Raw genomic sequence first — 22,725 nt, 5'->3', positions numbered from 1 at the left:
CGTCAGTCGAAGGTCGAGCGCCGCAGAAACACGATCGGTTCCGCCTTCCAGCGGGTCGAGGCCTGCAGGGCCATTTCACGCAACGGACGCGGCAGTAGGAAGAGCAGCTTCATCCCCCAGGTCAGGCGTCTCGGAAAGGTGACTTCGAAGCCGCCTTTGCGTATCGCCCGGCAAACCCGTTCGGCCGCTTGGTCGACCGACATCATCGCCGGCATCGAGAACGCGCTCTTCTGGGTCAGCGGCGTGTCGATGAAGCCGGGGTTCAGCACCTGGGTGCGGATGTTCATCTTGTCGAAATCGAACTTGAGCGCCTCGGCGATGACATTGATCGAGGCTTTCGTCGCGGCGTAGGCCGCGGTCGTCGGCCAGCCGAAATAGGCGCTGATCGAGCCCATGAACACGACATGCCCGCGGCCGCGGTTGCGCATGCGTTCGATGACCGGCGCAAGCCCGTTGAGGACGCCGAAGACATTGACGTCGAAGCTCTGGCGGAAGGTCTTCAACTGCAGGTCGTCGCCCCTGACCGGCAGGTATGCGCCGGCATTGAAGATGGCGAGCACGATCGGGCCTGCCTGGGACTCGATCGCCGCCACCGCCGCCGCCATGCCGGCCTCGTCGGTAACATCCGACGGGAAGGACAGGATGCGCCCGGCCAGGCCTTCGGTCTCGGCAATGAGTTCGTCGAGTGGATCGTCGGGTCGCACGGTGACCGCGACCGTGTAACCCTGCGTGGCGAGGAAACGGGCCACCGCGCGGCCAATCCCCGTGCTGCCACCCGTAATCCACGCGATGCCGTCCTTCGGGGCGGCCCGGTAAGTACTCACTCAAATCCCCCGCAAATGGTGTCGCATAGCTCTAGCGGCGTAGACTTCGCCTGCAAAGGCCTGTTTTCCAGCGAAATGCCGCATCCGAGGGGGCAAGTTCGCTGCGTGCGCGTGTGGTTTCGCCGGAATGTCAATGGTCCAGAGAATTTCTTGCCTTGAAAGCCGAGGTGCAGATTTCTAGGGTTCGTCGGCGAAATAGGAAGGAATCTCCATGCATCGCTCGGTGATCGACGCCATCGGCAATACCCCCCTCATTCGGCTCAGGCGCGCCTCGGAGGAAACCGGTTGCGAGATTCTCGGCAAGGCCGAGTTCATGAACCCAGGGCAGTCGGTCAAGGACCGCGCCGGCCTGTTCATCATTCGCGACGCCGAGCAGCGCGGACTGCTTCGCCCTGGCGGCGTGATCGTCGAGGGCACCGCCGGCAACACCGGCATCGGCCTGACGGTCGTCGCCAAGGCGCTCGGCTATCGCACGGTCATCGTCATTCCCGACACCCAGAGCCAGGAGAAGAAGGATGCGCTGCGGCTGCTTGGCGCCGAGCTCATCGAGGTGCCCGCCGTCCCCTACAAGAATCCCAACAACTACGTGAAAGTTTCGGGCAGGCTCGCCGAGCAGCTGGCCAGGACCGATCCGAATGGCGCGATCTGGGCCAACCAGTTCGACAACGTCGCCAACCGCGACGGCCACGTCCGCACGACTGCGGAGGAGATCTGGCAGCAGACGGGCGGCAAGGTCGACGGATTCGTCTCGGCGGTGGGTACCGGCGGCACGCTCGCCGGCGTTGCGATCGGGCTCAAGTCTAGGCGCAGCGATGTCAAGATCGCGCTCGCCGATCCGCTCGGCGCGGCCCTGCACAGCTATTATACGACGGGCGAACTCAGGGCCGAGGGCAGTTCCATCACCGAAGGCATCGGCCAGGGGCGCATCACCGCCAACCTCGACGGCTTCACGCCCGATTTCTCGTACCAGGTCCCCGACGAAGAGGCGCTGCCGATCGTCTTCGAGCTGATCCAGGACGAGGGCATATGCGTCGGTGGCTCCTCGGGCATCAACATTGCCGGTGCCGTGCGCCTGGCGCGCGAGTTGGGCCCGGGCCACACCGTCGTCACCATCCTCGCCGACTTCGGTACCCGCTACCAGTCGAAGCTGTTCAATCCGGAGTTCCTGCGCGGCAAGGGGCTTCCGGTGCCAGAGTGGATGGACCGGCCGGTCGACATCGAGGTCCCGTTCGAACAGGTGGCATGATGGCATATTCCACCGAGGCGATCTTCCGCGACGATTCCTATCTGCGCGAGACTGCGGCCCAGGTGCTCGCCGTCAACGACCGTGGCGGCATCATTTTGGACCGCACGATCTTCTACGCGACGTCCGGCGGCCAGCCGGGCGACACCGGAACGATGCTGCGCGAGGACGGCAGTCCGATCGCCGTGGCCGCAACCATCACCGGCGAGCACAAGGACGAGATCATCCATGTGCCTGGGCCGGACCAGCCGGTTCCCCAGATCGGCGAACGGCTGAAGCTTGCCATCGACTGGCCGCGCCGGCTCCTTTTGATGCGCATGCACGCGGCCTGTCATCTGCTCACCGTCGTCTGCCCCTATCCGATCACCGGCGCCGCCGTCGGAGAGGACGATTCGCGCGTCGATTTCGACATTCCCGATGCCGGCTTCAGCAAGGAGGCGGTGACCGAGCAACTGATGGCCCTCGTCAGGGCCGACCACTCGATCTACACGCGCTGGATATCGGAGGAAGAGCTGGCCGCCCATCCGACCCTGGTCAAGTCGAAGAACGTACGCCCGCCCTCGGGCACCGGACGGATCAGGCTGGTCTGCATCGGCGACGATGCTTCGATCGACAGCCAGCCCTGCGGCGGCACCCATGTCGCACGAACTGCCGAGATCGGCGAGATCCACATCGGCAAGATCGAGAAGAAAGGGCGGGAAAACCGCCGCTTCCGCATCCGCTTCGGCGCGATGCCCGCCAACTGAGCAGGAGCCTCCCATGGGCGAGAAAAGCGCTTTCGTCATCGACGCGGACTGGTTGGAGGAGCGGCTGGGCACGCCGGGCCTGTCGATCGTCGATGCATCCTGGTATCTGCCGGCGCACAAGCGCGACGCGCGCGCCGAATACGACGCGGCACATATTCCCGGCTCGGTGTTCTTCGACCTCGATCTCGTTTGCGATCTCGATTCGGCGCTGCCGCACATGCTGCCGTCGCCGTCGCTGTTTGCACGCCACGCAGGCTCGATGGGCATATCGGCCGACGACACGATCGTCATCTACGACGGGCCGGGCTTCCTGTCGGCGCCGCGGGTCTGGTGGATGTTCCGCATCATGGGCGTGTTCCAGGTCTACATCCTGGATGGCGGCTTCGACCGCTGGAAGGCCGCCGGCCGGCCGGTTACCTCGGAGCCGACGAAGACGGCGCCGAACGTCTTCCACGTCGACTACGACGCCTCGAAGGTCGTGTCGCTTGCCGAAATGCGCGAAATCGTCCGTTCCGGTACCGCGCAGGTGGCGGATGCCCGCTCGGGGGGGCGCTTCGAAGGCGTCGATCCGGAACCGCGGGCGGGCTTGCGCTCCGGGCACATGCCGGGGGCGCGCAACGTGCCGTCGGTAACGCTCTCCGAGAATGGCGAACTGCTTTCGCTCGACCGCCTGAAGTCGACGCTGGAGGCGGCAGGGCTGGACCTTTCCAAGCCCGTTGTCACCACTTGCGGATCGGGCGTGACGGCCGCTGTCATCACGCTCGCGCTACAGTCGCTCGGTCACGGCGACAACCGCCTCTATGACGGCTCGTGGACCGAATGGGGAGGCTTGTCCGACACGCCGGTAGCCACGGGCAAGGCATGACCATGTCGGCCGATCGCAGCGAGATCATACCTGTCACGGTGACCTTCCTGGAAATGCACGTGCCGCCGGCCTATCAGCCGCCGCTGCCGGTCAATCGCCAGATCGCCCTGCTCAAGACGCGCGACATTCCGTTGCACTACTATCGTTATCTGGCAGACCGCGTCGGGCGCAGATGGCATTGGGTCAACATCCTGCGGCTCGACGACGAGGAACTCGCCGCGGGCCTGCACCGCGAAGACCGCGACATCAGGGTGCTCTACCTGGATGGTGCGCCGGCGGGGTTCTTCGACCTCAAGCCGCACCTGCCCGAGGAAGTGGAACTTGCCTATTTCGGCATGATGGACCACGCCACCGGGCAGGGGCTCGGCCGCTGGTTCCTCGGGGCGGCGATCGCCGCCGCCTGGTCCTACCGGCCGCGCAAGGTCACGGTGCAGACCTGCACGCTGGACCATCCCGCCGCCTTGCCGCTCTACCAGAAGATGGGATTTTCGCCGGTCGCGCAGAAATCCGAAAACGTGCGGACGATGACCTTTGCGGAACGGTCGGCGAGCGTGATGCGGGAATAAAAGCGCCAACCTAGTCTGAACCGTCCATTCATCGCATCTTCAGGTTGCTTCTGGCATCTTCCCGGCCATTGGGTTCGACGTCATGTCGAAGTGAAAGGAGAATATTGATGCTGAACCGCCGCACCATGGCAGCTGCGCTGATTGCCTTGATCGCTGTGCCATCCTTTGCCGCCGCACAGGCGACCACGCCTTCGGCAGCGCAGATCGAGCGCCAGCTCGAGGCTGCACCGACGGTCAAGCTCAAGCCCAACCAGCGCGTGACGATACGCGAGTTCAAGCGCCGGCCGGACCTGCGCCGCATGGCGCCTTCGATCGACATCCAGTCCATCAATTTCGGCTTCGGCTCGGCCGAGATTCCCTATTCGCAATATGGCAAGGTCGAGAACATCGCCAACGCTCTCAATCGCATCCTGCGCCGCGACCCCGAAACGCGCGTGCTGATCGAGGGGCATACCGACGCCGTCGGCTCCTTTGCGTCCAACCAGGCGCTTTCCGAGCGCCGCGCCGCCTCGCTCAGGCGGACGCTGGTGCGGGAGTTCGGCATTCCGGGCTACGCGCTCGAGACCGTCGGATACGGCGAGGAGTTCCTGCTGGTGCCGACCCAGAACGAGAACTGGCGCAATCGGCGCGTGACCCTGCGCCGCTTCGACGACTTCATCCGCTGACACGGAACGGTTCGATCCGCTTGGAGCCCGGCTTGCCAAAGCCGGGCTTTATTCATATCGGGGCGAGATGACGATCAGAGTGGTAGGTGCGGGTGCTGGATGCGCTGATGGATGAGACCCTGTCGGTCTAGCGGGAATCGGGTGGGCGCCCCCTTGGGCTCGGCCTAGCTTGCCGGGGTCGCACCAACAGGACCGCCGCCATGACCCTGAAATTCAAGGCCTTGCCCACCGACGAAGTGAGAGCGCTGCAGAGTGGGGCGCCGGATGCGTACGGCATGGTTCCGGAGTGCCGCGTTTCCGATGGCGACGGCGTGCCCTGCCGCCACTGCCTGAAGAACGTGGCCGCGGGCGAGCCGTATCTCATACTGGCCTACCGGCCATTTCCCGAACTGCAACCCTATGCGGAGACCGGTCCGATCTTCCTCCATGCCGAGGCGTGCCCGCGCGCAGACGAAACCGCCGATCTTCCCGAACTGTTCGGCAAGACGCGCGACTACATCCTGCGCGGCTACGGTGCCAACGACCGCATCGTCTATGGCACCGGGGCGGTGACGCCGACGCCGGAGATCGTCGCCAAAGCCCATGAGTTGCTGGTGCGCTCGGACGTTGCGTACGTGCACATGCGCTCGGCCAGGAACAATTGCTACCAGTGCCGCATCGAATTGGCAGCAGAGGCCTGACCGAACAAAACGAAAGCCCGCCTCATCGCTGCGGCGGGCTTGTCTTGAAGCAATTCAAGCTCTTAAGCCGCCAGTGCTGCCTTGGCGTCGATCATTTCGTAGCCGAGGGCCTCGGCGACGGCGCGGTTGGTGATCCGCCCGCGATGCACGTTGAGCCCGTTGCGCAGATGCGGTTCGTCGGCGAGCGCCTTGAGACCGCGGTCGGCGAGCGCCAGGCCGTAGTGCAGCGTGGCGTTGTTGAGCGCGTGCGCCGAGGTAACCGGCACGGCGCCCGGCATGTTGGCCACGCAGTAGTGGATGATGCCGTCGACCTCGTAGGTCGGGTCGGCGTGGGTCGTGGCATGCGAGGTCTCGAAGCAGCCGCCCTGGTCGATGGCGACGTCGACGAGCACTGCGCCTTTCTTCATGCCCGACAGCATCTCGCGGCTGACGAGCTTCGGCGCCGCAGCACCGGGGATGAGGACCGCGCCGACGATGATGTCGGCCGAGAAGCACTCTTCCTCAAGCGCCTCGACCGTCGAATAGCGGGTATGGACGCGGCCGCCGAAGATGTCGTCCAGCTGGCGCAGGCGCGGGATCGAGCGGTCGATGATCGAGACGTCGGCGCCGAGCCCGGCAGCCATGCGGGCGGCATGCAGTCCGACAACGCCGCCGCCGATCACGGCGACCTTGCCGGGCAGCACGCCGGGCACGCCGCCGAGCAGCACGCCGCGGCCGCCATTGGCCTTCTGCAGGGCGGTGGCGCCCGCCTGGATCGACAGCCGCCCGGCGACCTCCGACATCGGCGCCAGCAGCGGCAGGCCGCCGCGGTCGTCGGTCACCGTCTCGTAGGCGACCGCCGTGACCCCTGAGGCGAGCAGCCCCCTGGTCTGATCGGGATCGGGAGCGAGGTGCAGGTAGGTGTACAGGATCTGGCCTTCGCGCAACTGTGCCCATTCCCTGGGCTGGGGTTCCTTGACCTTCACGATCATGTCGGAGCGGGTGAAGACCTCCTCCGCCGTCTTGGCGATATGGGCGCCGGCGGCGCGATAGGCGTTGTCGTCGGCACCGATACCGGCACCCGCACCGGCCTCGACCAGCACTTCATGGCCGTGGGCGACATATTCGCGGACCGAGCCGGGAGTCAGTCCGACGCGGTACTCGTGGTTCTTGATTTCCTTGGGGCAGCCAACACGCATTTCTCGCTCCTCCGCAGCCGTTCGGGCTCTTGTTCCCTATGTAGGAAGTGGATCACGAATCGGCTCGAATATGTTTGCGAAATGAGTTGCGCACGCGGGCTGCGTTCGATAATCCTTGCGTCGTTCGCTGGAATTGTCGAAGGAAATTCGAAGAATGCCGCTGGACAGGATTGATATCGCCATTCTGGACGCGCTCCAGAAGGATGGCCGCATGCCCAATGCGGCGCTGGCCGACAGGGTCGGCCTGTCGCAGTCCGCCTGTTCGCGCCGCCTCGACAACCTCGAGAAGTCGGGCATCATCAGCGGCTATCACGCCAGGCTCTCGAACGCGGCCCTCGGCCATCAGATGACGGTGATCGTGCACATATCGCTGTCCGGCCAGTTCGAGAAGACGTTGAGCGAGTTCGAGGTGGCGGTGAAGCGCTGTCCCAACATCCTGTCCTGCCACCTGATGTCGGGCGAATACGACTACATCCTGCGCATCGCCGCGCGCGACCTGCCCGACTACGAGCGCATCCACAAGGAGTGGCTGTCGGCGATGCCGCACGTCACCAAGATCAATTCCTCCTTCGCGCTGCGCGAAGTGATCGACCGCACCGCCATGGGCATGCGTCCGGACCTGGCCTGACATTTTTAGGGCGGAAAGACCGGCCTCGGTACATGGCTGGGTCGGCCTCGCTGGACCAATCCATTCCCCAAGCCTCGTCACGGGGCTGTTACATCGAGCCGCTGGACTTGCGCAGAAATTGGCGCAAGATTTCATCTTTCTTACGCCGGCTGAATACTGTCAGTTCATTTCCCCTGGAGAGTGAAAATGTCCAGCATGCTTCACCCGATTTCTCGACGTTCCTTCCTTGCCGGCTCCGCGGCCGCCGGCGCGATCGTGATGCTGCATCCGTTCTCGGCGCGCGCGCAGGCCAACCAAGCGCATCTCAGGATCATGGAAACCACGGACCTTCACGTCCATGTCTTCCCCTACGACTATTATGCCGACAAGCCGAACGACACGATGGGCGTGGCCAGGACCGCCTCGATCATCGACGCCATCCGCGCCGAGGCGACGAATTCCATCCTCCTCGACAATGGCGATTTCCTGCAAGGCAACCCGATGGGCGACTTCATGGCCTATCAGCGCGGCATGAAGGACGGCGACATCCACCCGATCATCAAGGCGATGAACACGCTGGGCTACGACTGCTCGACGCTCGGCAACCACGAGTTCAACTATGGCCTGGACTACATGTTCAAAGTGCTCAACGGCGCCAGCTTCCCCTTCGTCTGCGCCAACCTGACCAAGGGCCAGCTCGCCGCCGACGCCACCAAGGACGAGCTGTTCCTGAAACCCTATGTCATCGTCGACAAGAAGCTGAAGGACGGCGCGGGCGCCGAGCAGCCGATCCGCATCGGCCTGATCGGCTTCGTGCCGCCCCAGGTGATGACCTGGGACGCCAAGCACCTCGGCGGCAAGGCGATGACCCGCGACATCGTCAAGACGGCTCAGGCGTGGGTGCCGCAGATGAGGGAAGAGGGTGCCGAGATCATCATCGCGCTCGCTCACTCGGGCATGGGCACGCCGGCTGCCGGCGACAACCTGGAGAACGCATCGATCCTGCTCGCCGGCGTGGAAGGTATCGACGCCATCGTCACCGGCCACAGCCATCTCGATTTCCCCGGCCCGAAATTCGAGGGCGTTGCCGGCGTCGACAATGCCAAGGGCACGATCAACGGCAAGCCGGGCGTGATGGGCGGGTTCTGGGGCTCGCATCTCGGGCTGATCGACCTGATGCTGGAGCGCGACGGCAATGCCTGGAAGGTGGTCAGTTCGACCAGCGAGGCACGGCCGATCTTCAAGCGCGTCGACAAGAAGGTTGTTCCGACGGTGGAAAGCCGGGCTTCGGTCGAGGCCGCGGTGAAGGAGGAGCACGAGGCGACGATCGCCTATGTGCGCACGCCCGTCGGCAAGACGTCCGCGCCGCTCTATTCCTACTTCGCGCTGGTCGCCGACGACCCGTCGGTGCAGATCGTGAGCCAGGCGCAGATCTGGTACATCAAGGACATGCTGAAGGACACCGAGCACAAGGACCTGCCGGTACTCTCGGCCGCGGCGCCGTTCAAGTCCGGCGGACGCGGCGGGCCGGACTACTACACCGATGTGCCGGCCGGCGACGTTGCGATCAAGAACGTCGCCGACCTCTACCTCTATCCCAACACGGTCCAGGCTGTGGCGATCACCGGCGCGCAGGTGAAGGAATGGCTCGAGATGTCGGCCGGCATCTTCAACCAGGTGGAGCCGGGCAAGGCGGACCAGCCGCTCATCAATGCCGATTTCCCGTCCTATAACTTCGACGTCATCGACGGCGTGACCTACAAGGTCGACTTGGCCCAGCCGCCCAAATATGATTCCAAGGGCACCGTGCTGAATGCCGGCTCCAATCGCATCGTCGACTTGATGTTCGGCGGAAAACCGATTGATCCGGCAGCGAAATTCGTCGTCGCGACCAACAACTACCGGGCCGGCGGCGGCGGCAATTTTCCTGAGATCAATGCCTCGAAGGTGATATTCGAGGCGCCCGACACCAACCGCGACGTCATCGTGCGCTACATCGTCGACCAGGGCACGATCAATCCATCGGCCGACTCCAACTGGTCGTTCGCGCCCGTGCAGGGCGCTTCGGTGATCTTCGAGACCGGTCCGAAGGCGAAGCAGCACCTCGCCGAGATCAAGGCCGTGAAGATCGAGCAGGTCGGCGAGGGCGCCGAGGGTTTTGCAAAGTATCGCATTACTCTCTGACCGGACCGTCCCCGGAGCGGCCGCGCCTGGCCGGCCGCTCCCTGCACATTCCTCAGAGCTCCCGCCTGGCTACGGCGGGGACGATCGCGTCCAACTGGTCGGTCGAAATGCCTCCCGAGTAGCCCGCGGGCAGCCGGTCGACGGTGGCCGGATCGTCGATGCCATCCGAGAATCCGCCGCCGCCGTAGGGCCCGAGCAGATAGACGCTGGTGCCGACACTTTCCATGCGGTCGAGGAAGCGGTCCGGCCAGCCCCAGAGCCAGGGCGCAAAATTGACCGGGACGAGCACGGTGGTGCCGCGGCAGGCATCCGGCACATAGCCGGTCCAGCCCAGTCCTTCGTAGCGCAACAGGCATCGCACCAGCGATTCCTTGCTCACCGTTCGAATATCGGGCAGGGCTTCCTCGATTGCCCGGACCGGGGCATCGCCGCCTATGACGACGAGCGCGGCGCGCCGTTCGGCCGGAAGCCTCGAGAGATAGGCCGCAAGGGCCTTGCCTTCCGCCGCGTCGTTGCTCTTGACGTTGATATGGAAGCGCTGGTCGAGGAAGCGCGAAAAGACCTCGTCGAGCGACGGCATCAGGCCTATGCCCTTGCCGCGGAAAGGGAAGGTCTTGCCGCCGTCCGCCGTGTAGCCATAGCCCACGTCGAGCTGCCTCAGCGCCGCCATGGAGTGATCGCGGGTCCGGCCGCTGCCTTCGGTCCGGCAGTCGACGGTCCAGTCGTGAAAGACGGCGAACTGGCCGTCGGTGGTTGGCTGCACGTCGAGTTCCAGCACGTCGGCGCCGAGCGCAAAGGCAGCTTCCATCGAGGCCAGGGTGTTCTCGAGATAGTCGTGGCGCGGCGGCAGCATCCGTTCGGCGGTGCAGGTCTCGGCGGTCAGGCCGGCCCGCTCGAATTCCTGCGCGAGCCCGCGATGGGCGAGGATCACGGGCTTGCCGGCGGGCCGGCTCGAAAGCAGCGAACTGTTGTTGAGATAGATGGCGCCGCCAGCGGCAAGGAAGGTCAGAAGGAAGATATTTCGCCCGCGCATGTCTTGATTGGCTCCGAGGCTCGACCCGTAGCCTCTGATTTCAAGAATAGTCCGTCGTTTTGAGGACGGAATTCCGGCGGGTTCATGTCGTCGATCCGAATATAGTCTGGTTGGCAGCTGCGAATATCAGGCCTTGTAGACGACCTGTCTCACGTCGATGTATTCGGCACGGAATCCCGCCTCGCAATAGTGCAGATAGAACTCCCAGAGCTTCTTGAAGCGTTCGTCGAAGCCGAGCGGCACGATGCGCTCCCAGGACGACCAGAACCGGGTTCGCCATTCCGCCAGCGTACGCGCGTAGTCCTGTGGAAATACGCGTTCGCGCCAATAGTCGAGCCCGTGCTCGGCGCCGAGCGACTTCAGCAGTTCCGGCGTGGGCAGCATGCCGCCCGGGAACACATAGCGCTGGATGAAGTCGGGCCGCTTGCGATAGAGCGGGTAGGCTGTCTCGTTGATGGTGATGATCTGCAGGCCGGCCGTGCCGCCCGGGCGCAGGCACTGCCTCATCTTGGCGAAGAAGGTTGGCCAGTGTTTTTCGCCCACCGCCTCGAACATCTCGATCGACGCGATGCGATCGTAGCTGCCGGTCTCGTCGCGATAGTCCTGCAGCTTCAATTCGACCCTGTCGGCGAGACCTGCGTCCTGGATGCGCTTCTGCGCGAAATCGAACTGCTCGCGGCTGATGGTGAGCCCCGTGACCTTGCTGCCGATCTCCCGCGCCGCGAATTCGGCAAAGCCGCCCCAGCCGCAACCGATCTCGAGGACATGGTCGCCGGGGCCGATGCCCGCATCGCGCGCCAGGGCACGGTATTTTTCCGCCTGTGCGCCGGCGAGGTCGTTCGCGCCGGTCGCATAGAGGCCGGACGAATAGGTCATGCTTGGGTCGAGCCACTCGCTGTAGAATCCGTTGCCGAGGTCGTAGTGCGCGGAAATGTTGCGCTTCGAGCCGGTGCGGGTGTTGTCGTGCAGCCAATGGCGGACGCGCTGGACGGCATTCAAGAGCCAGTTCGCGCTGCCTGCAACCTTTTCGCCGATCTCGGTGTTGACCACGAACAGCTCGAGGAAGGTCGTCACGTCCGGGCTTTCCCAATCGCCGTCGATATAAGATTCCGCCAGTCCGATGGTGCCGCCGCTGAAGGCGCGGCCGGGCAGGTTCCAGTTGTGCAGTACGATTTCCGCCTCGGGGCCGGGTGCCTTGCCGCCGACGAGGACGCTGCGCCCGTCAGGGATCTTCACCGTGAGCGAGCCCTTGGGCAACTGCAGCGCCGCCGACAGCGCCAGCCGCGCGCGGGTCGGCAGGCCCTTGGCGAAATCCGCCAGATTGCCCTCGTGAAGGGCTATTTCGCCGCTGCGGCTATTCCTGTCTGATTTCGGCTCGGCCATGTCGCTCCGTCCCAAATCGTCTGCCCGACCGTTTGCGGAAAGCGGCAAGCCCGCACTCCCCGCGCGAGCCGCGCAACACTCGGAAATCTACTGGCGGCCACTCGGTTGACTTGCCGGATGCAGCCGGGAATTGGCACTGAAATCGAATTTCCACGCAACTTTCGTCGGCAAAGCTGTAAATCGCAAGTGTCATCTTGCGATACTCCGGTATGCCAGGGATATCTAAGGCAGCCGTCTGGGCGACAGCCGCATAGCTCATGGATTGGCCGGCTTGTGCCCGTGGCTCTTTGCCGGATTGACGTGGACGAAAAGCGGACCCAAAAGGCGCCAGCACAACGAACAGAAGGAATCGCGCCTTGATCCGGCACATCGTGTTCTTCAGCGCGCGGCGCCAAGAGGATGTCGAGACGATCCGCGAGGAATTGTCGGCGCTGGGCAAGATCCCGCACTCGACCTGCTTCGAGGTCACAGTCAACACCAAGGTCGATCCGATGTCCGACGAGATCGACATCGTCGTCTATGCGGAGTTTGCCGACCTCGAGGCCCTGTCGGCGTACAAGGCACACCCCGTCTATGACCAGACGACGCTTCGTGTGCGTCCGATGCGGGAACTGCGCTATTCGGCTGACGTCGTGGCCGCTCGATAACTGCGGCCCTGAGTTGCTGCTTTTTGGGGCAGCAACGTCGGAATCACGCCTTCTTGGCGCGACCGCGCTTGACGGGAGCGGCCTTCCTGCCGAGGCCCAGTGTGCGGGCGAGTTCGGAACGAGCGGCGGCATAGTTCGGGGCGACCATCGGATAGTCCGCGGGCAGACCCCATTTCGCGCGGTATTCTTCAGGCGTGAGGCCGAAGTGGACCGAGAGGTGGCGCTTCAGAGACTTGAACTTCTTCCCGTCTTCCAGGCAGATGATGTAATCCGGATGGATCGACCGCTTGGGATTGACCGCAGGCTGGGGCGCCTCGACCGGCTCTTCAGCCGGCTTGCCAAGCGACTGGATCGAGCTGTTCACACTGGCGATCAGGTCCGGGAGCCCTGATGCCGGAACCTTGTTGTTCTCCACGTAGGCGCTGACGATGTGAGCGGTCAGTCCGAGAAAGTCGATCTTGTTGTCGGTAGTCATCGGCAAGCACCTCGGGCAGTATCAAGGCAATATATGAGTCTATCTATCCAGTGTCTCGTATATCGGTCGAAAGCACGCAGGTCTGCAAGCAAAATATTCTAAAATACAATGAAGCCGACCCGCAATCTGCGGGTCGGCTCTTGCTATATTAGCGATTTATAGAAAACCCTTGCGCTGCCACCATCCAGCCTTCTTGGGCTTGGCTTCGCCGGACTCGGCTTCCCCCAGAGAGGTCACCACGGGCGTGGCCGGGGCAGCCGCGGGCTCCGCGACAACCGCAGCCGCTTCGGTGGCCGCTGCCGCCTTGCGGCGGGTCGCGCGGGGCTTTGCCGGCTTCTTCTCGGGCACGGCATCGGCCTCTTCGGCCTTCGGCGCCGGCGCAGCCTCGGAGGCGACCTCTGCGGCTTCCTCTTCGGCCTTCTTGGCCTTGGTCGTGCGGCGAGCCCGCTTCGGCTTGGCCTCTGCCACCGGCTCCACAACGGGTTCCTGGGGGGCAGGTTCCGCCGAGACCTCGGCTGCAGGTTCCTCCACCGCGCCTGCGGCGGACGTCTCGGCATCGTCCACTACGACCTGCACCTCGTCGCCCTCGGCCAGTTGTTCGCCGTCCTTGCGGTTGCGCTTGCCGCCGCGCTTGCCGCGCCGGCGCTTCTTCGCGGCCGCGTCCTCTGCCGCGTCCGGCGATTCCGCCAGCGCTACCGTGTCAGTTTCGTCGCCGGCGTCCCCGGTTGCCTCAGAGTCGATCTCGACAAACTCCGCAGCCTCGTCGTCGGACGCCGCACCTTCCGCGGCTGCCGGGTGCTCCCGGTCGCGTCCGCCACGACGACGGCGACGCTTGCGGCGCTTGCGGTCGCGCTTGTCCTCGCCATCGCCCGAGGCGGGCTGCTGGCGCGAGGGCTGCGCTTCGGCTTCGGCGACCTCTTCTTCCTCGACCGGAATCTCGTCCTCGATCTCCTCCGGCTCGGCATAGGCCGGAGCCTGGACCGCCACGGCGGGAGCCACCGGCTTTTCGGCGACGGCGCCGCGGAAGATGGCGTAGTGCTGCGCGCCAATGGTGTCATCCGCCTCGATCGTGATGGTCAGGCCAAAGCGTTGCTCGAGTTCGACCAGTGTCGCCCGCTTGTGGTTCAGTACGTAGAGCGCGGTTGCGAACGGGGTCTTGACGGTGATGTGATTGCGCGAGTCCTTGAGCAGGAACTCCTCGATCGCGCGGACCACGAGCAGCGCCACGGACGAATCCGAGCGTACGTGACCGGTGCCGCCGCAGGTCGGGCATGGCTTCATGGTCGATTCGAGGACGCTGGCGCGGATGCGCTGGCGCGACATCTCCATAAGGCCGAAATGCGAGATCCGACCGACCTGGATACGGGCGCGGTCGTTCTTCAGGCAATCCTTGAGCTTCTTCTCGACCGCGCGGTTGTTGCGGTTCTCCTCCATGTCGATGAAGTCGATGACGATCAGGCCGGCAAGGTCGCGCAGCCTGAGCTGGCGCGCCACTTCCTCGGCCGCCTCGAGATTGGTCTGGAGCGCCGTATCCTCGATCGAATGTTCCTTGGTCGAGCGCCCGGAGTTGACGTCGATGGAAACCAGGGCTTCGGTCTGGTTGATGATGATGTAGCCGCCCGACTTCAGCGTCACCTGCGGCTGCAGCATCTTGTCGAGCTGCGCCTCGATGCCGTTGCGGGCGAAGATCGGGGTGTTGTCGCGATAGGGCTGGACCGCCTTGGCATGGCTGGGCATCAGCATGCGCATGAAGTCCTTGGCTTCACGGTAGCCGTCTTCGCCGGCGACGAGGATCTCGTCGATCTCCTTGTTGTAGAGATCGCGCACGGAGCGCTTGATGAGGCTGCCTTCCTCGTAGACGAGGGCAGGGGCGGTCGACTGCAGCGTCAGCGACCGCACGTTCTCCCACAGGCGCATCAGGTATTCGTAGTCGCGCTTGATCTCGGCCTTGGTGCGGCTTTCGCCGGCCGTGCGCAGGATGACGCCCATGCCCTTCGGTACCTCGAGGTCGGCGACGACCTCCTTGAGGCGCTTGCGGTCCTGCGCGTTGGTGATCTTGCGCGAGATGCCACCGCCGCGAGCGGTGTTCGGCATGAGCACCGAATAGCGGCCGGCAAGCGACAGGTAGGTCGTCAGAGCGGCGCCCTTGTTGCCGCGCTCTTCCTTGACCACCTGCACCAGCAGGATCTGGCGGCGCTTGATGACTTCCTGGATCTTGTAGTGGCGGCGCACCGGCTTGCGGCGGTCGCGGGCTTCCTCGATGGCGTCCTCGGCGCCGACCGACTCGATCTCGTGGTCGTCGTGGTGGCCGGAATGGACCTCCTCGACGCTGCCGCCGTTCTCGTTTTCGGTGGTTGCCGGCTCGGGCGCCCGTTCGGAAATGACGTCGGCTTCTATCGCAGCCGCGATGGAGCCGGTCTCCTGCGCGTCGGCCTCGTCATCCGATGCTTCGTCAGGCTGTTCGGCCTCGCGTTCTTCGTCATTGCGCGCCTCGGTTGCATCCTCGGCGGCCGCTGATTCGCCGTCCTCGCTGGCTGCGGCGGCGTTTTCGTCGTCGCTTGCGGCTTCGGACTTGTGTTCGTCACCGCTTCGTCCACGGTTTTTTCCGCCCCGACGCCGGCGGCGGCCGCGGTTCCGGTCCTGCCGTTCCTCGCCGCCTTCTTCGTCCTCATCCTCGTCTTCGGCTTCCTCGGCCTCGGCGCGCAGCAGCGCCTGCCGGTCGGCGACGGGGATCTGGTAGTAGTCGGGATGAATTTCACTGAAGGCGAGGAAGCCGTGACGGTTCCCGCCATATTCGACGAAGGCAGCCTGGAGCGACGGTTCGACCCGCGTCACGCGGGCGAGGTAGATGTTTCCTTTGAGCTGCTTCTTGTCCTGCGATTCGAAATCGAATTCTTCAATACGGTTACCGCGAACTACGACAACCCGTGTTTCCTCCGGGTGGGAGGCGTCTATCAGCATCTTGTTGGGCATTATCTGGTTTCCTGCCGGCAACTGTCAGCCGCGGCCTGCGGGAAAGTGCCCGCCGCCGTGAGTTTGCTGACACAGTGGTGCCGGATAATTTTGCGTCCGCCGGCCGCAGCCCAAGCGCCATGGCGGTGCCGCCCGCTGCCGGAATGGCGCGGTTCCTTGCGGACCTCATGATTTCGCCTGTGGCCAATGCGTGACCTCGCGGAACCTTGTTTTCAACCTAAGCCCGGAAAACCGGACCAGCTACTTTGCTCTTACAGAGCCGGCGCGGAGTGGAGTGTCCGGCCGTTTTCCTCACGCAGCTGCGGCCCCGCCACGGGCCTGTGGCTGCGAAATTCGACGCGATCACCGAGATCTTATCTCTGTTGCCAGCAGGGCCATCGCTCGTCGCGGTGTTCCCAGGCGGAAGACGCTGGGGCGCGGGCCCTGGATTGCAGTGATCCAACGTCGCTTTTATGATTTGGCGGGGATGATGGCAACCCCGATTTCCGACGCCGGCAAAAGCCGAAATTACAACCTTGTAGCGTATCCGAAAAAAGGCTTGGTTAACCTTCTCTGGTTACCAGTCGTTAATCGAAGGGGCGCAGCAAATCGGCCGCGGCGTTCGTGGGCGGCAACAAACAGATGGGTACTGCGGCAGTGACCGACAAGAGCTTTCAGGCCGGCGGCTGGCGTGCAATGCGCGCCTTTCTAGGCGTCCTGACATTCGTCCTGGTCTTTGTCGGCATCGAATGCCGCCCCGCATGTGCTGCCGACCAGGTCAGCGCGCTCGACTACAAGATGGCCGGCGATGCCACGCGCATGCGCATCGTCATGAATTTCGATCGTGAGCCGGAGCCGAAGTGGTTCCTGCTGCGCGCGCCTCATCGCTTCGTGGTCGATCTGCCCGATGCGACGCTCAGCCTTGATGCCAAGGATCTCATGCCGCGCGGTCTGGTGAGGGCTGTACGCTACGGCCCGTCAGGCGAGGGGACCTCGCGGCTGGTGGTGACGTCCAAGGGGCCCTTCAACGTCGAGCGGGTGGACGTGCTCGCCAACGAGGACGGCAAGGGTTACCGCATGGTCGCGGATATCGCCGCTGCGTCAGAACGGGAGTTCGAAGCCGCGCTCGCGGTCCAGTCCGCGACCACGGGCTCGACCACCACCACGGCGAGGGCCGGCCGCATCGAGAAGCCGGCCGGCCAGGAGAACGAGCCCTTCACCATCGTCATCGATCCTGGCCACGGCGGCATAGACGGCGGCGCCGAAGGTATGAACGGCACCGTCGAGAAGTCGATCACGCTCGCCTTCGCCAAGGAGCTGAGGACGGTTCTGGAGGCCAACCCGGCATACAAGGTGAGCTTGACCCGCGAGGGCGACGAATTCCTCCGGCTGGACGATCGTGTCCGCATCGCACGTCAGCAGGGAGCCGACCTTTTCATCTCCATTCACGCCGACACGATCAGATTGAAGGGCGTGCGCGGCGCAACCGTATATACGGTCTCCGACAAGGCGTCGGATGCGGAGGCGCAGGCGCTTGCCGACCGCGAGAACCTCTCCGACCAGCTCGCCGGCATCCCCGCGGCGGACGAGAACCCCGAAGTCTCGGATATCCTGGTCGACCTGATCCGGCGCGAGACACACGGCTTTTCGATGCGTTTCGCCCGGTCCCTCGTGTCTGAACTCTCGCCGACGGTCGGAATGATCAACAATCCGCATCGTTCGGCCGGGTTCCGTGTGCTCAAGGCTCCCGACGTTCCCTCGGTGCTGGTCGAACTCGGCTATCTTTCGAACGCCAAGGACGAAGAGCAACTGCGCAGCTCCGACTGGCGCGAGAAGGTCGCGGGGAGCATTTCCAAGGCGGTTGCTGCCTTCTTTGCCGACCGGCGTGCTGCCGGAGGCTGATCTGGCCGGACGGCTGATGCTACACGTTGCCGGAGCGCCACTATCGATGCCCTGCGAGGTTGCCGCGGTCGAAATCTTTGCCTGACTTGGAATGTTGCCGTATTTTGCCCACAACAGCGCGACAAGGGTGACCGATTGCGGATCGGGACGGTTCCTGCGGCTTGCGGCAACGGCGGGTTGGTTTAGGGAATCCCCGAACCTTGTACTGGAGCGGGCATGATTCGTCTCATCGGCTATTTCTTCGGCGTCGGCACGGCGCTCGCGCTGATCGTCGCGGCAGGCGTGGCGATCTATATCGGCCAGCTCACCAAGGAGCTGCCCGATTACGAGGTGCTGGCCAAATACGAGCCGCCGGTGACAACCCGCATCCATGCCTCCGACGGTGCGCTGATGGGCGAGTTCGCCCGCGAGCGCCGGCTCTATCTGCCAATCCAGGCCGTGCCCGACCGGGTCAAGGCAGCCTTCCTCTCCGCGGAGGACAAGAATTTCTACAACCATCCCGGCATCGACGTGACCGGCCTGATGCGGGCGGTCTTCACCAATTTCCAGAACGTCGGCTCCGGCCGCCGCCAGGTGGGTGCCTCGACGATCACCCAGCAGGTCGCCAAGAACTTCCTGCTCAGCTCCGACCAGACCTACGAGCGCAAGATCAAGGAGATGATCCTGGCCTTCCGCATCGAGCAGGCCTATTCCAAGGACCGGATCCTCGAACTCTATGTCAACGAGATCTTCTTCGGCCTGGGCGCCTACGGTATCGCCGGCGCTGCGCTGACCTATTTCGACAAGTCGGTCAACGAGCTGACCGTCGCCGAGGCAGCCTATCTCGCAGCCCTGCCCAAGGGACCGTCCAACTATCAGCCGTTCAAGTACACCGACCGTGCCATCGAGCGCCGCAACTGGGTGATCGACCAGATGGTCGCCAACGGCTACGTGTCGCGCGAGGAAGGCGAAAAGGCCAAGGCGACGCCGCTCGGCGTCACCCCGCGCCGCAACGGCACCTATCTGTTCGCCGGCGAGTACTTCACCGAGGAAGTTCGCCGCGAACTGATCGCCCGCTACGGCCAGGACGCGCTGTATGAGGGCGGCCTGTCGGTGCGCACCACGCTCGATCCGAAGCTGCAGCTCATCGCCCGCAAGGCGATGCAGACCGGCCTGCTCAAATATGATCGCCTGCGCGGCTACCGCGGGCCGGTGACCAAGATCGACGTTTCCGGCGATTGGGGCGCCGCACTCGGAGAGGTGAAGGGCCTCGACGACGTGCCCGAGTGGCGCCTCGCCGTGGTGCTCGACAGTTCCAGCGCAGGCCTGGACATCGGCCTGCAGCCCAAGCGGGATGTCTCGGGCGCGCTGGTGAAGGAGCGCGAGCAGGGCAAGGTGTCGGAAGAAGACATGAGCTTTGCCATGCGCTACGTCGTCGACGGCAAGCGCCTCAAGGCGAATTCTCCGGCCGAGGTGCTCAAGGCCGGCGACGTGATCTTCGTGGAGAAGAACGAGAAGGGCGACGGCTACGCGCTACGCCAGCCGCCGGAGGTTTCCGGCGGGCTGGTTGCGATGGACCCCCACACCGGGCGCGTGCTCGCGATGGTTGGCGGCTTCTCCTACTCGCAGTCCGAATTCAACCGCGCCACCCAGGCCATGCGCCAGCCGGGATCGGCCTTCAAGCCGTTCGTCTATGCCGCGGCACTCGACAACGGCTACACGCCGGCGTCGGTCATCATGGACGGGCCGATCACCATCCAGACGGGTACGACCAGCTGGACGCCGAAGAACTATGACGGCAAGGCGGCAGGCCCATCGACCTTGCGCACCGGCATCGAGCGATCGCGCAACCTGATGACGGTGCGGCTGGCCAACGACCTGGGCATGCAGACCGTCGCTGAATATGCCGAGCGCTTCGGCGTCTATGACAAGATGCTGCCGGTGCTGGCGATGTCGCTTGGCTCGGGCGAGACGACGGTGATGCGCATGGTCTCGGCCTATTCTGTGATGGCCAATGGCGGGCGCCAGATCAAGCCGTCGCTGATCGACCGTATCCAGGACCGCTACGGCAAGACCGTCTACAAGCATGACGAACGCGGCTGCGAGGGCTGCGTCGCCACCGAATGGGCCAATCAGCCCGAGCCGGAGCTGATCGACAATTCCGAGCAGGTGCTCGACCCCATGACCGCCTACCAGATCACCTCGATGATGGAAGGCGTGGTCCAGCGCGGCACGGCGATGACACTGCGCGAACTGGACCGTCCGCTGGCCGGCAAGACCGGCACGACCAACGACGAGAAGGACGCCTGGTTCGTTGGCTACACGCCCAATCTCGTGGTCGGCCTCTACATGGGCTATGACAAGCCGACGCCGCTCGGCAAGGGATCGACGGGCGGCGGCATCGCTGCGCCGATCTTCAAGGACTTCATGTCGGTCGCTCTCGACGGAACGCCGAAGGTCGACTTCGTGGTTCCCGAAGGCATGAAGCTCATCGCCATCGACCGCAAGACCGGCATGCAGGCCCAGGACGGCCAGCAGGGGACCATCATCGAGGCGTTCAAGCCCGGTACCGGGCCCGCCGACAGCTACTGGGTCATCGGCATGGGCGAGGATGGCAGCAACGGCTCGGGCGAGGCTCTGTCGCCGCAGGCCAGCAAGGCCATCAGCGAGGGTGGCGGCGGACTTTACTAGCCGCACGCCGACCAGCTCGGAAACGATAAGCGCGCGGCTTGCCGCGCGCTTTTTTGTTCGAACCGCGTCGTTCGAATCCGGCTTGTGAGTGCCAATATAGTTATATATCTGTTTGGTTATTTAATAGTCGCGACGGAGGCGGTTCCTCGCAGATGTCGGAACCTGCGTTGCCCGAACGTCCTTGGATGGGTGCGGTACCGAGAGCCGCTCCCATTCGGTTTCAGCACCAGGGAGAGAATGATGCAGAAGATCACCCCGTTCTTGTGGTTCGACACGCAGGCCGAGGAGGCCATGATGTTCTATACCGCGATCTTCAAGAACTCGAAGATCGGGCGGGTCACGCGCTATGGCGACGCCGGGCCAGGACCGGCAGGCAGCGCGATGGTGGCGGAGTTCGAACTGGAAGGGCTTCGCTTCACCGCGCTCAACGGCGGCCCCATGTTCAAGTTCACGGAGGCGATCTCAATGGTTGTCGACTGCAAGGATCAGGCCGAAGTCGATCACTACTGGTATTCGTTGTCGGAGGGCGGGCAGCCGGGCCAGTGCGGATGGTTGAAGGACAAGTTCGGCCTGTCCTGGCAGATCGTGCCCGAGGCGCTGCCGCGCCTTTTGAGCGACCCCGACGGCGCCAGGGCCGGCCGCGTCATGCAGGCGATGCTGCAGATGACCAGGATCGAGGTTGCCAGGCTCGAGGCTGCTGCTGCCGGCTGAGCTTCCTCACGCGGGCCGAGCATGGGCAGGCGCCGCGGCTGCCTGCCCATTTTGCTTTACAGGCGGCGGCCTCATCCCTATGGTCCGCGCCGATTCAATAGGCCGTTTTGGGCCGAACCCAGCAAGAAGAAGCAAGATACCATGCGCGCGGAAACGCAGAACATCGTCGACGAAATCAGGCAGGCCATAAGCCTGCTGAGGAGGCATCTTTGACTGGGATCAGGCGGTAAAGCGGCTTGATTACCTGAACATGCGGGCAGAGGATCCCAGCCTCTGGAACGACCCGCAGGAAGCGCAGAAGCTGATGCGCGAGCGCCAGTCGCTGGATGACGGCGTCAACGGCGTCAAGCGGCTCGAACAGGCGCTTTCGGACAATCTCGAACTCATCGAAATGGGCGAGGCCGAGGGCGACCAGAGCATCATCGGCGACGCCGAGGCGGCGATCAAGACGATGGCTGGCGAGGTGCGCGAGCGCCAGATCGAGACCATGCTGTCTGGCGAAGCCGATGGCAACGACACCTATCTCGAAGTTCATGCGGGCGCCGGCGGCACCGAAAGCCAGGACTGGGCGAACATGCTGTTGCGCATGTACACCCGCTGGGCCGAGCGCCGCGGCTTCAAGGTCGAGGTGCTGGAAATGCACGACGGCGAAGAAGCCGGAATCAAGTCGGCGACCCTGATGATCAAGGGTCACAATGCCTATGGCTGGCTGAAGACCGAATCCGGCGTGCATCGCCTGGTGCGGATTTCGCCCTATGATTCCAACGCCCGGCGGCACACCTCGTTCTCCAGCGCCTGGGTCTATCCGGTCATCGACGACACGATCCAGATCGACATTCCCGAGTCGGAAGTGCGCATCGATACCTATCGTTCGTCGGGCGCCGGCGGCCAGCACGTCAACACCACCGACTCGGCGGTGCGCATCACGCACATCCCGACCGGCATCGCGGTGGCGTGCCAGGCAGGCCGCTCGCAGCACCAGAACCGGGCCAAGGCCTGGGAGATGCTGCGCTCGCGCCTGTACGAGCAGGAACTCGAGAAGCGCGAGGCCGCGGCCAACGCCGAGGCGGCAGCCAAAACCGACATCGGCTGGGGCCACCAGATCCGCTCCTACGTGCTGCAGCCCTACCAGTTGGTGAAGGATCTGCGCACCGGCGTCGAGAGCACCAGCCCATCCGACGTGCTCGACGGCGATCTCGACGAGTTCATGGAAGCCTCGCTCGCCAACCGCATCGAAGGCGGCGTGGGGCAGCCCGTCGCGGATATCGACTGAGCTTCGCAAATCCAGGGCCCGGCCTTCCGCATCGCGGCAAGGCCGGGCGCTTGATGCCCGGAACATTCGCGGCAAGATTCCGTTAACCACACGGGCGCAGGATTCGCTTGGGAGGTGATCT

Annotated in this window: 19 protein-coding genes; 13 read left to right on the top strand and 6 right to left on the bottom strand. The window is 64.2% G+C overall.

Annotation, left to right across the window (positions count from 1 at the left end; translation table 11 throughout):
* Window positions 1–2: 2 nt before the first annotated feature.
* Complete coding sequence (locus J2X50_RS11820; protein ID WP_429095007.1) at window positions 3–824, bottom strand: SDR family NAD(P)-dependent oxidoreductase; 822 nt, start codon at window positions 822–824, stop codon at window positions 3–5.
* Between the two features lie 211 nt (window positions 825–1,035).
* Here J2X50_RS11820 and J2X50_RS11815 point away from each other — a divergent pair, with 211 nt between their 5' ends.
* The 6 genes from J2X50_RS11815 (at window position 1,036) to J2X50_RS11790 (ending at window position 5,589) form a co-directional block, all read left to right on the top strand.
* Window positions 1,036–2,070, top strand: coding sequence for a cysteine synthase A (locus J2X50_RS11815; protein ID WP_429095006.1), 1,035 nt, complete (start codon window positions 1,036–1,038; stop codon window positions 2,068–2,070).
* The gene (locus tag J2X50_RS11810; protein WP_429095004.1) at window positions 2,070–2,813 is read left to right on the top strand and encodes an alanyl-tRNA editing protein; all 744 of its coding nucleotides are present in this window, start codon (window positions 2,070–2,072) and stop codon (window positions 2,811–2,813) included. Before J2X50_RS11815 ends, J2X50_RS11810 begins: the two co-directional genes overlap by 1 nt.
* 13 nt (window positions 2,814–2,826) lie before the next feature.
* The gene (gene sseA, locus J2X50_RS11805) at window positions 2,827–3,678 is read left to right on the top strand and encodes a 3-mercaptopyruvate sulfurtransferase (protein WP_429095003.1); all 852 of its coding nucleotides are present in this window, start codon (window positions 2,827–2,829) and stop codon (window positions 3,676–3,678) included.
* Between the two features lie 2 nt (window positions 3,679–3,680).
* Window positions 3,681–4,244, top strand: coding sequence for a GNAT family N-acetyltransferase (locus tag J2X50_RS11800; protein ID WP_429095123.1), 564 nt, complete (start codon window positions 3,681–3,683; stop codon window positions 4,242–4,244).
* Between the two features lie 107 nt (window positions 4,245–4,351).
* Entirely contained in the window at window positions 4,352–4,909 is a 558-nt protein-coding gene (locus J2X50_RS11795; RefSeq protein WP_429095001.1) for an OmpA family protein, read from the top strand.
* Window positions 4,910–5,109: 200 nt separating this feature from the next.
* Window positions 5,110–5,589, top strand: coding sequence for a DUF1203 domain-containing protein (locus J2X50_RS11790; protein WP_429094999.1), 480 nt, complete (start codon window positions 5,110–5,112; stop codon window positions 5,587–5,589).
* Window positions 5,590–5,651: 62 nt separating this feature from the next.
* Here the strand turns inward: J2X50_RS11790 and ald are convergent, their stop codons facing one another.
* Window positions 5,652–6,767: an alanine dehydrogenase gene (gene ald / locus J2X50_RS11785; RefSeq protein WP_429094997.1), complete on the bottom strand. Its 1,116-nt coding sequence runs from the start codon at window positions 6,765–6,767 to the stop codon at window positions 5,652–5,654.
* 154 nt (window positions 6,768–6,921) lie between these two features.
* Between ald and J2X50_RS11780 the strand changes: the two genes are divergently transcribed.
* A complete protein-coding gene (locus J2X50_RS11780) occupies window positions 6,922–7,395 on the top strand; it encodes an Lrp/AsnC family transcriptional regulator (RefSeq protein ID WP_429094995.1) in 474 nt (157 codons plus the stop codon).
* A 186-nt stretch (window positions 7,396–7,581) separates the two neighbouring features.
* Complete coding sequence (locus J2X50_RS11775; RefSeq protein WP_429094993.1) at window positions 7,582–9,558, top strand: bifunctional 2',3'-cyclic-nucleotide 2'-phosphodiesterase/3'-nucleotidase; 1,977 nt, start codon at window positions 7,582–7,584, stop codon at window positions 9,556–9,558.
* Window positions 9,559–9,610: 52 nt separating this feature from the next.
* Here the strand turns inward: J2X50_RS11775 and J2X50_RS11770 are convergent, their stop codons facing one another.
* Both J2X50_RS11770 and J2X50_RS11765 read right to left on the bottom strand, forming a co-directional pair.
* Complete coding sequence (locus J2X50_RS11770) at window positions 9,611–10,591, bottom strand: glycerophosphodiester phosphodiesterase family protein (RefSeq protein ID WP_429094991.1); 981 nt, start codon at window positions 10,589–10,591, stop codon at window positions 9,611–9,613.
* A gap of 126 nt (window positions 10,592–10,717) precedes the next feature.
* The gene (locus tag J2X50_RS11765; protein WP_429094989.1) at window positions 10,718–11,974 is read right to left on the bottom strand and encodes a class I SAM-dependent methyltransferase; all 1,257 of its coding nucleotides are present in this window, start codon (window positions 11,972–11,974) and stop codon (window positions 10,718–10,720) included.
* 356 nt (window positions 11,975–12,330) lie between these two features.
* Here J2X50_RS11765 and J2X50_RS11760 point away from each other — a divergent pair, with 356 nt between their 5' ends.
* Window positions 12,331–12,621, top strand: coding sequence for a Dabb family protein (locus J2X50_RS11760; protein WP_429094987.1), 291 nt, complete (start codon window positions 12,331–12,333; stop codon window positions 12,619–12,621).
* A gap of 43 nt (window positions 12,622–12,664) precedes the next feature.
* On the opposite strand, the gene J2X50_RS11755 is transcribed toward J2X50_RS11760, so the two are convergent.
* Entirely contained in the window at window positions 12,665–13,096 is a 432-nt protein-coding gene (locus J2X50_RS11755; protein WP_429094985.1) for a MucR family transcriptional regulator, read from the bottom strand.
* 156 nt (window positions 13,097–13,252) lie between these two features.
* On the bottom strand, window positions 13,253–16,069 hold the full coding sequence (locus tag J2X50_RS11750) for an Rne/Rng family ribonuclease (RefSeq protein WP_429094984.1): 2,817 nt from the start codon (window positions 16,067–16,069) through the stop codon (window positions 13,253–13,255).
* Between the two features lie 621 nt (window positions 16,070–16,690).
* Here J2X50_RS11750 and J2X50_RS11745 point away from each other — a divergent pair.
* From J2X50_RS11745 to prfB, 4 genes are all read left to right on the top strand, one after another.
* Window positions 16,691–17,950, top strand: a complete 1,260-nt coding sequence (locus tag J2X50_RS11745) for an N-acetylmuramoyl-L-alanine amidase (RefSeq protein ID WP_429094982.1) — start codon at window positions 16,691–16,693, stop codon at window positions 17,948–17,950.
* 216 nt (window positions 17,951–18,166) lie between these two features.
* Complete coding sequence (locus J2X50_RS11740) at window positions 18,167–20,620, top strand: penicillin-binding protein 1A (protein WP_429094980.1); 2,454 nt, start codon at window positions 18,167–18,169, stop codon at window positions 20,618–20,620.
* Window positions 20,621–20,860: 240 nt separating this feature from the next.
* Window positions 20,861–21,331 (top strand): VOC family protein, encoded by a 471-nt coding sequence (locus tag J2X50_RS11735; protein WP_429094978.1) that lies wholly within the window; start codon window positions 20,861–20,863, stop codon window positions 21,329–21,331.
* Window positions 21,332–21,472: 141 nt separating this feature from the next.
* Window positions 21,473–22,604, top strand: a protein-coding gene (gene prfB, locus J2X50_RS11730; protein ID WP_429094976.1) for a peptide chain release factor 2 whose coding sequence is annotated in 2 segments (ribosomal slippage) — window positions 21,473–21,538 and window positions 21,540–22,604 — 1,131 coding nt in all. Because the reading frame shifts where the segments join, the coding sequence is not laid out codon by codon here.
* The last annotated feature ends 121 nt before the right edge of the window (window positions 22,605–22,725 follow it).

This window comes from Aminobacter sp. BE322 (assembly GCF_050433525.1).
Taxonomy (GTDB): Bacteria; Pseudomonadota; Alphaproteobacteria; order Rhizobiales; family Rhizobiaceae; genus Aminobacter.
This window is presented reverse-complemented; position numbering and strand designations above follow the sequence as displayed.

Excerpts from the sequence above, each read along its gene's own strand:
- J2X50_RS11750 (WP_429094984.1), bottom strand. The coding sequence starts at position 16,069 with ATGCCCAACAAGATGCTGATAGACGCCTCCCACCCGGAGGAAACACGG.
- J2X50_RS11765 (WP_429094989.1), bottom strand. The coding sequence starts at position 11,974 with ATGGCCGAGCCGAAATCAGACAGGAATAGCCGCAGCGGCGAAATAGCC.
- J2X50_RS11770 (WP_429094991.1), bottom strand. The coding sequence starts at position 10,591 with ATGCGCGGGCGAAATATCTTCCTTCTGACCTTCCTTGCCGCTGGCGGC.
- J2X50_RS11780 (WP_429094995.1), top strand. The coding sequence starts at position 6,922 with ATGCCGCTGGACAGGATTGATATCGCCATTCTGGACGCGCTCCAGAAG.
- J2X50_RS11800 (WP_429095123.1), top strand. The coding sequence starts at position 3,681 with ATGTCGGCCGATCGCAGCGAGATCATACCTGTCACGGTGACCTTCCTG.
- J2X50_RS11810 (WP_429095004.1), top strand. The coding sequence starts at position 2,070 with ATGGCATATTCCACCGAGGCGATCTTCCGCGACGATTCCTATCTGCGC.
- J2X50_RS11745 (WP_429094982.1), top strand. The coding sequence starts at position 16,691 with ATGGGTACTGCGGCAGTGACCGACAAGAGCTTTCAGGCCGGCGGCTGG.
- J2X50_RS11795 (WP_429095001.1), top strand. The coding sequence starts at position 4,352 with ATGCTGAACCGCCGCACCATGGCAGCTGCGCTGATTGCCTTGATCGCT.
- J2X50_RS11735 (WP_429094978.1), top strand. The coding sequence starts at position 20,861 with ATGCAGAAGATCACCCCGTTCTTGTGGTTCGACACGCAGGCCGAGGAG.
- J2X50_RS11740 (WP_429094980.1), top strand. The coding sequence starts at position 18,167 with ATGATTCGTCTCATCGGCTATTTCTTCGGCGTCGGCACGGCGCTCGCG.
- J2X50_RS11775 (WP_429094993.1), top strand. The coding sequence starts at position 7,582 with ATGTCCAGCATGCTTCACCCGATTTCTCGACGTTCCTTCCTTGCCGGC.
- ald (WP_429094997.1), bottom strand. The coding sequence starts at position 6,767 with ATGCGTGTTGGCTGCCCCAAGGAAATCAAGAACCACGAGTACCGCGTC.
- J2X50_RS11790 (WP_429094999.1), top strand. The coding sequence starts at position 5,110 with ATGACCCTGAAATTCAAGGCCTTGCCCACCGACGAAGTGAGAGCGCTG.
- J2X50_RS11815 (WP_429095006.1), top strand. The coding sequence starts at position 1,036 with ATGCATCGCTCGGTGATCGACGCCATCGGCAATACCCCCCTCATTCGG.
- J2X50_RS11755 (WP_429094985.1), bottom strand. The coding sequence starts at position 13,096 with ATGACTACCGACAACAAGATCGACTTTCTCGGACTGACCGCTCACATC.
- sseA (WP_429095003.1), top strand. The coding sequence starts at position 2,827 with ATGGGCGAGAAAAGCGCTTTCGTCATCGACGCGGACTGGTTGGAGGAG.